The sequence below is a fragment of the Pseudomonas sp. LBUM1645 genome, assembly GCF_059716185.1.
The window spans coordinates 6,802,724-6,815,969 of sequence record NZ_CP166811.1 but is presented as its reverse complement, the minus strand read 5'-3'; the positions used below and the strand labels follow the sequence as shown (position 1 = coordinate 6,815,969).

Sequence of the window (13,246 nt, the reverse complement as noted above, 5' to 3'; positions counted from 1 at the left end):
GGACAGCCTTTAATAGTCTTGGCGAGTCTGTCGATGTAGGATACAAGGCCTTCATTCTAGACATAGCGCCGTCTGGCGCCTAGCTGCCCATGCCCATTCAGAATTCCCCGTACCAAGCCTTCGCCAAACTGCTGACTTCCAGCGGTCATAATGCCTCGCCTGCCGAACTGCATGGCCTATTGCTCGGACGCAGTTGCGCCGGTGCCGGTTTCGATGCCGAAGGTTGGCTGATTGATGCCGCCGAGCTGCTCGAAAGCGAGCCGCAGGATAATGTCCGCAACGCCTTGATCGGCTTGCAGGAGATGGTCAAGGGCGAGCTCACCGGCGACGACGTGACCGTCGTTCTGCTGCTGCCGACCGATGACGAGCCGCTGGCCGACCGCGCCGCCGCACTGGGTCAATGGTGCCAGGGTTTCCTCAGCGGTTTCGGCCTGAACTGCCGTGACAGCAGCATGCTGAGCACCGAGGCCACCGAAGTACTTCAGGATCTGGCGGCTATTTCACAGGTGCAAGACGCCCTGGAAGAGTCCGACGACGGCGAAAGCGATTACATGGAAGTGATGGAGTACCTGCGCGTCGCGCCGCTGCTGCTGTTCACCGAAACCAAAAAGCCGGACGCGCCGGCTGCCGCCAAACCGTCGTTGCATTAATCGCGTGCCAGGGAAAGCCATCTGCCCATGATTCATATCCCGAAATCGGAATACAGCCGTCGCCGCAAGGCCCTGATGGCGCAGATGGAACCCAACAGCATCGCCATCCTGCCCGCCGCCGCCGTTGCGATCCGCAACCGCGACGTCGAGCACGTCTACCGTCAAGACAGCGACTTCCAGTACCTCAGCGGTTTTCCCGAGCCTCAGGCGGTCATCGTTTTGATGCCTGGGCGTTTACATGGCGAATACATACTGTTCTGCCGTGAACGCAATGCCGAACGGGAGTTGTGGGACGGCTTGCGCGCCGGGCAGGAAGGCGCGATTCGCGACTTTGGCGCCGACGACGCCTTCCCCATCACCGACATCGACGACATTTTGCCGGGCCTGATCGAAGGTCGCGACCGGGTGTATTCAGCCATGGGCAGCAACCCGGAATTCGACCGGCACCTGATGGACTGGATCAACGTGATCCGCTCTAAAGCGCACCTCGGCGCCCAGCCGCCGAACGAATTCGTTGCCCTGGATCATCTGCTTCACGACATGCGCCTGTATAAATCGGCGGCAGAAGTGAAGGTGATGCGCGAAGCCGCACGGATTTCCGCCCAGGCGCATATCCGCGCGATGCAGGCCAGTCGAGTCGGGCTGCATGAGTTCAGCCTCGAAGCCGAGCTCGACTACGAGTTCCGCAAGGGCGGGGCGAAAATGCCGGCCTACGGTTCGATAGTCGCCGCTGGGCGCAACAGCTGCATCCTGCATTACCAGCAGAATGACGCGGTGCTCAAGGACGGCGATCTGGTATTGATCGATGCCGGTTGCGAGATCGACTGCTACGCCAGCGACATCACCCGCACCTGGCCGGTCAATGGCAAGTATTCAGCGGAACAGAAGGCGATCTACGAGCTGGTGCTGGCGTCGCAAGAAGCCGCGTTTGCCGAAATTGCCCCGAATAAACACTGGAATCAGGCCCACGAAGCCACAGTCCGGGTGATTACCACCGGTCTGGTGAAGTTGGGCCTGTTGCAGGGCGACGTCGACGAGTTGATCGCCAGCGAAGCCTATAAAGCGTTTTACATGCACCGCGCCGGCCACTGGCTGGGCATGGATGTGCATGATGTCGGCGAATACAAGGTCGGCGGCGAATGGCGCGTGCTGGAAGTCGGCATGGCGCTGACCGTGGAACCGGGCATCTACATTGCCCCGGGCAACCAGAATGTGGCGAAGAAATGGCGCGGCATTGGCGTACGAATCGAGGATGACGTAGTGGTCACCAAAACCGGCTGTGAAATCCTGACCAAAGGCGTGCCGAAAACGGTCGCCGAGATCGAGGCCTTGATGGCCGCCGCGCGGACACAAGCGGCATGAGTCGAGTCAATCTGGCAATCATCGGTGGCGGTTTGGTCGGCGCCAGCCTGGCGTTGGCACTGCAGGCCGGAGCCAAGGCTCGTGGCTGGAAGATCGTGCTGATCGAACCGTTCGCCCCCGGCGATACTTATCAACCGAGCTACGACGCCCGCTCTTCGGCGTTGTCCTACGGTGCCAAGCAGATTTATCAACGGTTGGGCGTGTGGCAGGAAATCTCCCGCCGCGCCGAGCCAATCAAGCAAATTCATGTGTCCGACCGTGGGCGCTTCTCCACCGCGCGATTGTCGGCGATGGAAGAGGGCGTTCCGGCGCTGGGTTATGTGGTGGAAAACGCCTGGCTCGGCCAATGCCTCTGGCAAGGTCTGGACAAGGACGTGATCAGCTGGCGTTGCCCGGCGGAAGTCACGCGCATGGAGCCGCTGATCGATGGCTATCGCCTGACCCTCAACGACGAAACCACGCTGGAATGCGATCTTGCGGTGCTGGCTGATGGCGGCCGTTCCGGCCTGCGCGAGCAATTGGGGATCGGCATCAAAAAGCGCCCGTATAACCAGAGCGCGTTGATTGCCAACATCACGCCGAGTGAAGCGCACAACGGCATGGCCTTCGAGCGTTTCACCGATGACGGGCCGATGGCCTTGTTGCCGTTGCCGGAAAACCGCTGCGCACTGGTCTGGACCCGATTGGGGATGGACGCGCAACGGCTCGCGGCCCTCGATGAAAAGAGCTTCCTCAGCGAGTTGCAAGGCGTGTTCGGTTATCGCCTCGGCACTTTGAAGCAGGTTGGTGCGCGGCATTTGTACCCGCTGACATTGATCGAGGCCGAAGAGCAGGTGCGTCCGCATCTGGCGATTCTCGGCAATGCTGCCCACAGCTTGCACCCGATTGCAGGGCAAGGTTTCAACCTGTCTTTGCGTGATGCTCAAGCGCTGGCCGATGCGTTGTTGGCCAGCGAAACATCTCCCGGCGACTTTGCGACCTTGCAGGCTTACCGCGAGCGTCAGCGTCTGGATCAGAACCTGACCGTGGGCTTCTCCGATCAGGTCACCCGTTTGTTCGGCAGCACCCAACCGCTGGTTTCCCTGGGCCGCAACATCGGTCTGCTCGGTCTCGATCTGCTGCCGCCAGCCAAACGCTGGTTCGCCCGGCAGGCCATGGGTTTGGGTACGCGTCCCGATGCTTGAGTGGCGGTCGGAAAATCCCTTTATATGCGGCCTCAAGCCGCAAGCGAGACAGGCTTAAAGCATGGAAATGCGCGCAGATCTGCTGATTGTCGGGGCCGGAATGGTCGGCAGCGCCCTGGCGCTGGCGTTGCAGGACAGCGGGCTGGAAGTCCTGCTGCTGGACGGCAGCCCCCTGAGCGTCAAACCCTTCGATGTCCAGGCTTCGTTCGAACCGCGAGTGAGCGCCTTATCGATTGCCAGCCAGCGGATTCTTGATCGTCTGGGCGTCTGGGACGGCATCGCCAATCGGCGCAGCAGCCCCTACACCGACATGCACGTCTGGGACGGCAGCGGCACCGGGCAAATCCATTTTTCGGCGGCCAGTGTGCATGCCGACGTGTTGGGGCATATCGTCGAGAACCGCGTGGTTCAGGACGCCTTGCTCGACCGTTTGCACGACTGCGACCTCGGAATGTTGGCCAACGCTCGCCTGGAGCAAATGCGTCGCTCCGGTGATGACTGGCTGCTGACCCTGGCCGATGGCCGCACCTTGCGCGCACCTTTGGTGATCGCAGCGGATGGCGCTAATTCCGCCGTTCGGCGTCTGACCGGCATGGCAACGCGCGAGTGGGACTACATGCACCACGCGATCGTCACCAGCGTGCGCAGCGCCAAATCTCATCAAATGACTGCCTGGCAGCGTTTCACCGATAACGGTCCGCTGGCGTTTCTGCCGTTGGAGCGTGACGGTCAGCAGGATTGGTGTTCGATCGTCTGGTCGACTACCCCGAGCGAAGCCGAACGCCTGATGGCGCTGGACGACGAAGGTTTCTGCAAAGAGCTGGAGCGGGCCTTCGAAGGCCGACTGGGCACCGTGCTCAGCGCCGACCCGCGTCTGTGCGTGCCGTTGCGGCAGCGTCATGCCAAGCGTTATGTGGCTGAAGGTTTGGCGTTGATCGGTGATGCGGCGCACACCATTCACCCATTGGCCGGGCAGGGCGTGAACCTCGGTTTCCTCGATGCCGCCGTGCTGGCCGAAGTGCTGTTGCAAGCGGCCACGCGTGGCGAGCGTCTGGCGGATGTGAAAGTGCTCAGCCGTTACGAACGTCGACGCATGCCCCACAACCTGGCGTTGATGGCGGCGATGGAGGGTTTTGAACGTCTGTTCCAGGCTGATCCGTTGCCGGTGCGTTGGTTGCGCAATGCCGGGTTGAAGATGGTCGATCAAATGCCTGAAGCCAAGTCGTTGTTCGTGCGTGAGGCGCTGGGATTGACCGGGGATCTGCCGGCACTCGCCAAGGCCTGAGATTTTCTGCGTGGCTGATGGCCCCATCGCGAGCAAGCTCGCTCCCACATTGGTTTTGTGAACACTGAAGATCCCCTGTGGGAGCGAGCTTGCTCGCGATGAGGCCGGTACATTCACCGCAAATTTCCAGCGGTGCAACATCTGGTAACGCCTCCGCGAACTGTTCGATTGAGAAGGTAAATGTGAGTCCATATCATTTGGCTTCAATTTTTCAATCGAGAGATCGCTCCCATGTTGGTACCGAAGCGTCTACTGACCGCATTCGCCCTGACCCTGATTGGCAGCACTGCTGCCCAGGCCGCTGATGAGGTGGTGGTTTACTCCTCGCGTATCGACGAGCTGATCAAACCGGTCTTCGATGCCTACACCGCGAAAACCGGCGTGCAGGTGAAGTTCATCACCGACAAGGAAGCGCCGCTGATGCAGCGGATCAAGGCCGAGGGCGAGAACGCCACCGCTGACCTTCTGCTGACTGTCGACGCAGGTAACCTCTGGCAGGCCGAGCAAATGGGCATCCTGCAACCGTTCACTTCCAAGGTGATCGACGCCAACATCCCGCTGCAATACCGCTCGTCCGCCCATGCCTGGACTGGCCTGAGCCTGCGGGCGCGGACCATCGCTTACTCCACCGATCGGGTGAAGCCGGGTGAGTTGACCACCTACGAAGGTCTGGCCGACAAGAACTGGGAAGGCCGCCTGTGCCTGCGCACAGCGAAAAAGGTCTACAACCAGTCACTGACCGCCACCATGATCGAAGTCCATGGCGCCGACAAAACCGAGAAGATTCTCAAGGGCTGGGTGAGTAACCTGTCCACCGACGTGTTCTCGGATGACATCGCGGTGCTGGAGGCCATCAACGCGGGTCAATGCGACGTCGGCATCGTCAACACGTACTACTACGGTCGTCTGCACAAGCAGAAGCCTGATCTGGCGGTGAAGCTGTTCTGGCCGAACCAGGGCGACCGTGGCGTGCACGTGAACCTGTCGGGTATCGGCCTGACCAAACATGCTCCGCACCCGGAAGCAGCCAAGGCCTTGGTGGAGTGGATGACCACACCTGAAGCACAGAAGATCTTTGCTGACGTGAACCAGGAATTCCCGGCCAACCCTGCGGTTCAGCCTTCTGCGGAAGTGGCGAGTTGGGGCAAGTTTGTGGCTGATACGTTGCCGGTGGAAATTGCGGGCAAGCGTCAGGCTGAAGCGATTCGGATGATGGATCGCGCTGGCTGGAACTAAAAATCAAAAGATCGCAGCCTCGTTTCACTCGACAGCTCCTACATTGGGATGGCGTACCCCTGTAGGAGCTGTCGAGTGAAGCGAGGCTGCGATCTTTTTGCGTTTTCCCTACACTTCACGATTTTTCCGTGAGAGACCTTTCTTGGCCCACCCCGCCCAACGCCGCTGGTATCCCCTGGTCTTCGCCATCGCTGCGCTGGTCCTGCTGCCACTCAGCGTTTTGCTGTTGTCCTGGCAAACCATCGATCATCAGATCTGGTCCCACCTCTGGGATACCCAGATGCCGCGCCTGCTGGGCAATACCCTGACCCTGGTACTCGGGGTCGGTATCGGCGTAACGCTGCTGGGAGTGAGCCTCGCCTGGCTCACCAGCCTCTGCGAATTCCCCGGTCGGCGTTGGCTGGACTGGGCGCTGATGCTGCCATTCGCCATTCCCGCCTATGTGCTGGCATTCGTCTTTGTCGGCCTGTTGGATTTCGCCGGCCCCGTGCAAACCCTGTTGCGCGAATGGTTCGGCACGGGATTGAGGTTGCCGCGCGTGCGCTCCACTGGCGGTGTGATTTTGGTCCTGGTGCTGGTCTTCTATCCCTATGTTTACCTGTTGGCGCGAACCGCGTTTCTGGCTCAGGGCAAAGGCTTGATGGAGGCGGCGCGAGTCCTGGGGCAATCCCCGTGGCAAGCGTTCTGGCGAGTCGCGTTGCCCATGGCGCGCCCGGCCATCGGCGCTGGTGTGGCGCTGGCGTTGATGGAAACCCTGGCGGATTTCGGCGCGGTGTCGGTGTTCAACTTCGACACGTTCACGACCGCCATCTACAAGACCTGGTACGGATTTTTCAGCCTCTCCACCGCCGCGCAACTGGCGAGCCTGTTGCTGCTGGTGGTGATGGTCGTGCTGTACGGCGAGCGCCGTGCTCGCGGGGCCAACCGGGCGAGCAACGAACGACCACGGGTCAAGGCGCTGTATCACCTGCGTGGTTTCAAGGCGCTGGCGGCCATGAGTTGGTGCGGTCTGGTGTTCGCCTGCGCTTTCGTCATTCCAGTGCTTCAACTGGTGGTGTGGTTCTGGCAGCGCGGGCGTTTCGACCTGGATGAGCGTTACGCGGGGCTGATCGTCCATACGTTGTACCTGGGCGGTATGGCGGCGCTGATCACCGTCAGTGTTGCTTTGGTGCTGGCGTTTGCCCGGCGCCAAGCCCCGACCCGAGCGATCCGCTCCGGCATCAGCCTGGCCAATCTCGGCTACGCCTTGCCAGGTTCGGTGCTGGCGGTGTCGATCATGCTGGCGTTCAGTTACCTGGACCGCGAACTGGTGATCCCGTTGTCGGGTTGGCTGGGGGGCGCCGGCAAGCCATTGCTGCTGGGCAGCCTGTCGGCGTTGTTGCTGGCCTATCTGGTGCGTTTCATTGCGGTGGCTTATGGGCCGCTGGAAAGCAGTCTGGCGCGAATACGGCCATCTTTGCCCGAAGCGGCACGTAGCCTTGGCGTCAGTGGGCCACGACTGTTTTTCAAAGTGTATCTGCCGTTATTACTGCCAGGAACGTTGAGCGCTGCCTTGCTGGTATTCGTCGATGTGCTCAAGGAAATGCCCGCGACCCTTCTGATGCGCCCGTTTGGCTGGGATACGCTGGCGGTGCGCATCTTCGAAATGACCAGCGAAGGCGAGTGGGCGAGGGCCTCTTTGCCGGCCTTGACTCTGGTTTTGGTCGGCCTGCTACCGGTCATCGGATTGATTCGACGTTCAGCGCATCGAAACACCTAGGTGCCAGTCCTACACCTTGAGGCTACAATGCGCGGCATTCGGTGCGGTCCGTCCTACAGACCAGGTAGCTGAAATCGGCTGAAAGCCTTCTATTTCAAGGCTTTGACCCCGTACAGCACCGGCCCGCACCTTCGCCACGCCCGGAAGGAGAAACCCATGGGACAGCGCACGCCTCTGTATGACCTTCATCTCGCCCTCGGCGCGAAGATGGTCGATTTTGGCGGTTGGGATATGCCTTTGCATTACGGCTCGCAGGTCGAGGAACACCATCAGGTGCGCCGCGATTGCGGGGTTTTCGATGTATCCCACATGACCGTGATCGATGTCAGCGGCCCTCAGGCCAAGGCCTGGCTTCAGCATTTGCTGGCCAATGACGTCGAACGTCTGCACAGCCCTGGCCGTGCCTTGTACAGCACCATGCTCAACGAGCGCGGCGGCATCGTCGACGACATGATCGTCTACCGTCTCGAGGACGGTTATCGTTTGGTGGTCAACGCCTCCACCCGTAATCAGGACCTCGCCTGGATGCAAGCCCATATCGATGGTTTCGATGTGCAGCTCAACGAGCGCTCCGAGTTGGCGATGTTGGCCATTCAAGGTCCTCAGGCCCGGAACAAAATCTCCGAACTGGTGACTCAGTCCCGCGGCAACTTGATTCAGATGCTCAAGCCCTTCGAAGGCCAGGCCGATGGTGACTGGTTCATCGCGCGCACGGGTTACACCGGCGAAGATGGCCTGGAAATCGTTCTGCCGGCCAGTCAAGCGCCAGGATTCTTCAACGATCTGGTGGGCGCGGGCATCTCGCCGATCGGCCTCGGGGCGCGCGATACTCTGCGGGTCGAAGCCGGCATGAACCTCTACGGTCAGGACATTCACCAAGACGTTTCACCGCTGGCCTCCAACATGGCCTGGAGCATTGCCTGGGAACCGGCCACTCGCCAGTTCATCGGTCGCAGCGCTCTTGAAGCCGAACGGGCGGGTGGCGTGCAGCACAAACTGGTCGGTCTGGTGCTTGAGGAGCGTGGGGTTTTGCGCGCTCATCAAGTGGTCCGCATCGCCAATGTTGGCGAAGGAGAGATCACCAGTGGTAGTTTCTCTCCTACGCTTAGCAAGTCGATAGCACTGGCGCGCGTGCCGATGGCGACAGCCGACCGCGCAGAAGTGGAAATCCGTGGCAAGTGGTACCCGGTCCGAGTGGTCAAACCGACCTTCGTACGCCATGGCAAAACCTTGATCTAACCTTTTCTGGCGGGCAACGACCGCTGACAATTCTCTTGAGGACACAGAACATGAGCGATATTCCTGCCGACCTGCGTTTTGCCGAAAGTCATGAGTGGGCCCGTCTCGAAGCCGATGGCAGCGTCACCGTGGGCATCAGCGATCACGCTCAGGAAGCCTTGGGCGACGTGGTGTTCGTTGAGCTGACCGAAGTCGGAACAGTCTTCGCTGCCGGTGATCAATCCGGTGTAGTTGAGTCGGTTAAAGCCGCTTCGGACATCTACTCCCCGGTTGCCGGTGAAGTGATTGCCATCAACGAAGAACTGAGCGCTAACCCTGAGTTGCTCAACTCCGACCCGTACGGTGCCTGGATCTTCAAGCTCAAGCCAAGCAACGCTGGCGATCTGGACAAGCTGCTCGATGCAGCCGGCTACAAGGCCGCCATCGGCGAATAAGCCTTAAGCGTCATCCCCAAAAGCCCCGACTTGTCGGGGCTTTTTTATGTCCGCTCGGGCCTCAAAAGATCGCAGCCTGCGGCAGCTCCTACAGGTGTACGCCGATCTATGTAGGAGCTGCCGAAGGCTGCGATCTTTTGATCTTCAAGGGCTCTGTGGCATCGACTGCTATGCTGGTTTGACCGTGTTGCATCGACGTTGAGCGCCAGTCAAGAGAGAGCCCGTCATGTCCCAGTTGCCGTCCTTGAGCCAGTTACGCGACCCCAATGCCTTCCTTCGCCGCCACCTCGGGCCCGATGCCGCCGAGCAACAGGCGATGCTCGACAGCCTCGGCCTCGGCAGCCGGGTCGAGTTGATCGAGCAGACGGTGCCGCCGGGAATCCGCCTGAACAGGCCGCTCGACCTGCCGCCCGCCCTCGACGAAGAAGCCGCGCTGGCCAAACTGCGCGGTTACGCCGAGCAAAACCAGGTCTGGACCAGCCTGATCGGCATGGGCTACCACGGCACCCTTACGCCGACCGTCATTGTGCGCAACGTGCTGGAAAATCCCGGTTGGTACACCGCGTACACGCCGTATCAACCAGAGATCGCCCAAGGGCGGCTCGAAGCGCTGCTGAACTTCCAGCAATTGACCATCGACCTCACGGGCCTGGAACTGGCCAACGCCTCGCTGCTGGACGAAGCCACGGCGGCGGCGGAAGCCATGGCACTGGCCAAGCGTGTCGCCAAGTCCAGAAGCAATTTGTTCTTCGTCGACGAAAACTGTCATCCGCAGACCATTTCCGTGGTGCAGACCCGAGCAGAAGGGTTCGGCTTCGAGCTGATCATCGACACTGTGGATAACTTGAAGCAGCACCAAGTATTCGGTGCGCTGCTGCAATATCCCGACACCCACGGCGAGATTCGCGATCTTCGTCCATTGATCGATCATCTGCATGCGCAGCAAGCCTTGGCGTGTGTCGCCACCGACCTGCTGAGTCTGCTGTTACTGACGCCGCCGGGGGAGTTGGGCGCCGACGTGGTGTTCGGTTCATCCCAGCGTTTCGGCGTGCCCATGGGTTACGGCGGGCCTCACGCGGCGTTTTTTGCCAGTCGCGATGAGTACAAACGGGCGATTCCCGGGCGGATCATCGGCGTGTCGAAGGACGCTCGCGGCAACGTCGCTTTACGCATGGCCCTGCAAACCCGCGAGCAACATATCCGTCGGGAGAAGGCTAACTCGAACATTTGCACCGCGCAGGTGCTGCTGGCCAACATCGCCAGTTTTTATGCGGTCTACCACGGTCCGGAAGGGCTCAAACGCATTGCCCAGCGCGTCCATCGGCTGACCAGCATCCTCGCAGCTGGACTGGAGCGCCACGGCATCACCCGCCTCAACACACACTTTTTCGACACGCTGACGCTGGAAGTCGGTGGTACTCAGACGGCAATCATCGAAAGTGCCCTGGCCGCACAGATCAACCTGCGCATCCTCGGGCGCGGACAGTTGGGGTTGAGCCTCGACGAAACCTCTGACGAATCTACCGTCGCGAAGTTGTTTGATGTGTTCCTCGGTGCCGATCATGGGCTTAACGTCGACGAACTGGACGCTGAAACCCTTGCTTCCGGCATTCCCGCAGGTCTGCTGCGTACCTCGCCTTATCTGCGTCACCCGGTGTTCAGCGCTCATCACAGCGAAACCGAGATGCTGCGCTACCTCAAGCAACTGGAGAACAAGGACCTGGCGCTCAATCAATCGATGATTCCGCTGGGCTCTTGCACCATGAAACTCAATGCCACCAGCGAGATGATCCCGATTACGTGGCCGCAGTTCGCCAACCTGCACCCGTTTGTGCCGAAAGAGCAGGCGGTCGGTTATTCGTTGATGATCGAAGAACTGGAGCGTTGGCTCTGCGCGATTACCGGTTTCGACGCGATCTGCATGCAACCCAACTCCGGCGCCCAGGGCGAGTACGCCGGGTTGCTGGCGATTCGTAAATATCACGAGAGTCGTCATGAGGGCGCGCGGGATATCTGCCTGATCCCGTCCTCGGCCCACGGCACCAACCCGGCTTCGGCGCAGATGGCCGGGATGCGGGTGGTAATCGTCGAATGCGACGAGGCGGGCAACGTTGATCTGGATGACCTCAAAGGCAAGGCCGCAGAGGCCGGAGACAAACTCGCCTGCCTGATGGCGACGTATCCTTCGACCCACGGCGTGTACGAGGAAGGCATCAGCGAAATCTGCGAAGTTATCCACAGCCACGGCGGCCAGGTGTACATGGACGGCGCCAACCTCAATGCTCAGGTCGGACTCGCGCGCCCGGCGGACATCGGTGCCGACGTGTCCCACATGAACTTGCACAAGACCTTCTGCATTCCCCATGGTGGCGGCGGGCCGGGCATGGGGCCGATTGGTGTGCGGGCGCATCTGGCGCCGTTCGTGGCTAATCATCCGGTGGTGCCGATCGAAGGGCCGCTTGCGCAAAACGGCGCAGTCAGCGCGGCGCCCTGGGGCAGCGCGAGCATCCTGCCGATCAGCTGGATGTACATCGCGATGATGGGGCCGCAATTGGCGGATGCCAGTGAGGTGGCGATCCTCGCCGCGAATTACCTGGCGCAGCACTTGTCCGGGGCGTTTCCGGTGCTTTACACCGGGCGTAACGAGCGGGTGGCTCACGAATGCATTCTTGACCTGCGCCCCCTCAAGGCGCTGACCGGGATCAGCGAGGAGGACGTCGCCAAGCGGCTAATGGACTATGGCTTCCATGCGCCGACCATGTCATTTCCGGTACCGGGGACGTTGATGGTTGAACCGACCGAAAGTGAATCGAAGGCAGAGCTGGACCGGTTTATCGGGGCGATGCTGAGTATCCGCGCGGAAATCACCGAGGTGCAGAACGGCAACTGGCCAGCCGATGACAACCCGCTGAAACGTTCACCGCATACCCTGGCGGATATCACCGGAGTTTGGGAGCGGTCCTACAGCATTGAGCAGGCGGTGACGCCGGATGCTCATGCCAAGGCGCATAAGTACTGGCCGGTGGTGAACCGGGTGGACAATGTCTACGGTGACCGCAATCTGTTTTGCGCGTGTGTGCCGGTAGACGATTACCGCTGAGCAAGATCAAAAGATCGCAGCCTGCGGCAGCTCCTACCTTGATTGTGTGTACGACACGGACTCTGTAGGAGCTGCCGAAGGCTGCGATCTTTGCTTTTCAACGTACCAAAAAATGCCGCTCCTGGGAGCGGCATTTTTGTTCAGCCAAAAAGCTTATTCCGACGCGACGGCATTCTTCGCCAGGATCGCGTTCGCCAGTTCCATGTCCGTGGCCTGCAGGCCAGGGTTGTCGGCGCGGACTTTCTGCATCGCGGCTTCCAGGTATGGGCCGCGAATGCCGCCGTCACTGGCGACAAAGCTGCCGGCATCGTCCTGGGCGGCAACGATCAGCTTGTGATCCTTGAAGGTCAGGTAGGTCGAGCCGGTGGTCGCACCGGACGAGATGACGTTACGCCAAAAGCTATCGGCCATCGCCGAACCGACAGGAAGGGACAACAAGGCGATGGTAGCGACAGCAAGTTTGAGACGCATATTGGGTGACTCCACTGGGTTAACTACGGCGTTTGATTGCCAATCCCCCAATCGAGTTCCATAACGGCTCATTCAGCCGGTTCAACCAGCAAAATAGCCCCTTGCTGCCCGATCACCCGAACGCGGCTGCCCGCTGCGGCATCAGACCCTCGGGCCATCCACACACCGTCGGCGACCTTGATCTTGCCTCTGCCGTCGACAATCGCTTCATGTACCACAAAGGTTTTGCCGATCAGTTCTTGACCGCGCAGATTGAGATTCGGCTGATCACTCATCCGCACTGCGCTGCGCTGGCGTCTCCACCAGTACAGGGCGGTGGCGATCGAGAGCAGGCCAAACAGCAGGAATTGCAATTCCCAGGACATGTCCGGCATTACAAATGCCAGCACGCCAACGGCAGCGGCTGCCATGCCGATCCACAGCAAGTAGCCACCGGCGCCGAACACTTCGAGAATCAGCAGCACCGTGCCAAATGCCAGCCAGTCCCAGAACGATAGATGCTGCAGGAATGCCCACATAACGTGCC

11 protein-coding genes are annotated in these 13,246 nt (G+C 60.5%); 9 read left to right on the top strand and 2 right to left on the bottom strand.

The window, feature by feature from the left end:
- Positions 1-89 precede the first annotated feature (89 nt).
- From ACA079_RS31085 to gcvP, 9 genes are all read left to right on the top strand, one after another.
- Entirely contained in the window at positions 90-650 is a 561-nt protein-coding gene (locus ACA079_RS31085) for a YecA/YgfB family protein (protein ID WP_129440143.1), read from the top strand.
- A gap of 27 nt (positions 651-677) precedes the next feature.
- Positions 678-2,012 (top strand): Xaa-Pro aminopeptidase, encoded by a 1,335-nt coding sequence (gene pepP / locus ACA079_RS31080; protein ID WP_497702013.1) that lies wholly within the window; start codon positions 678-680, stop codon positions 2,010-2,012.
- Positions 2,009-3,196 (top strand): 2-octaprenyl-6-methoxyphenyl hydroxylase, encoded by a 1,188-nt coding sequence (gene ubiH, locus ACA079_RS31075; RefSeq protein WP_033060622.1) that lies wholly within the window; start codon positions 2,009-2,011, stop codon positions 3,194-3,196. The genes pepP and ubiH overlap by 4 nt, the downstream gene beginning before the upstream one ends.
- 67 nt (positions 3,197-3,263) lie before the next feature.
- Positions 3,264-4,481, top strand: a complete 1,218-nt coding sequence (locus ACA079_RS31070) for a 2-octaprenyl-3-methyl-6-methoxy-1,4-benzoquinol hydroxylase (protein ID WP_497704402.1) — start codon at positions 3,264-3,266, stop codon at positions 4,479-4,481.
- 231 nt (positions 4,482-4,712) lie between these two features.
- Positions 4,713-5,717 carry an extracellular solute-binding protein gene (locus ACA079_RS31065; RefSeq protein ID WP_497702012.1) on the top strand — a complete coding sequence of 335 codons (1,005 nt, stop codon included), beginning with the start codon at positions 4,713-4,715 and terminating at the stop codon, positions 5,715-5,717.
- A gap of 142 nt (positions 5,718-5,859) precedes the next feature.
- Positions 5,860-7,476 carry an ABC transporter permease gene (locus tag ACA079_RS31060; protein WP_497702011.1) on the top strand — a complete coding sequence of 539 codons (1,617 nt, stop codon included), beginning with the start codon at positions 5,860-5,862 and terminating at the stop codon, positions 7,474-7,476.
- 156 nt (positions 7,477-7,632) lie between these two features.
- Positions 7,633-8,715 (top strand): glycine cleavage system aminomethyltransferase GcvT, encoded by a 1,083-nt coding sequence (gene gcvT / locus ACA079_RS31055; protein ID WP_497702010.1) that lies wholly within the window; start codon positions 7,633-7,635, stop codon positions 8,713-8,715.
- A gap of 50 nt (positions 8,716-8,765) precedes the next feature.
- On the top strand, positions 8,766-9,149 hold the full coding sequence (gcvH, locus tag ACA079_RS31050) for a glycine cleavage system protein GcvH (RefSeq protein WP_074871817.1): 384 nt from the start codon (positions 8,766-8,768) through the stop codon (positions 9,147-9,149).
- Positions 9,150-9,375: 226 nt separating this feature from the next.
- Positions 9,376-12,249 (top strand): aminomethyl-transferring glycine dehydrogenase, encoded by a 2,874-nt coding sequence (gcvP, locus tag ACA079_RS31045; protein WP_497702009.1) that lies wholly within the window; start codon positions 9,376-9,378, stop codon positions 12,247-12,249.
- 153 nt (positions 12,250-12,402) lie between these two features.
- Here gcvP and ACA079_RS31040 read toward each other — a convergent pair whose 3' ends face one another.
- Entirely contained in the window at positions 12,403-12,720 is a 318-nt protein-coding gene (locus ACA079_RS31040; RefSeq protein WP_010466645.1) for a DUF2388 domain-containing protein, read from the bottom strand.
- 68 nt (positions 12,721-12,788) lie between these two features.
- Positions 12,789-13,238 carry an NfeD family protein gene (locus tag ACA079_RS31035; RefSeq protein ID WP_497702008.1) on the bottom strand — a complete coding sequence of 150 codons (450 nt, stop codon included), beginning with the start codon at positions 13,236-13,238 and terminating at the stop codon, positions 12,789-12,791.
- Positions 13,239-13,246: the final 8 nt, after the last annotated feature.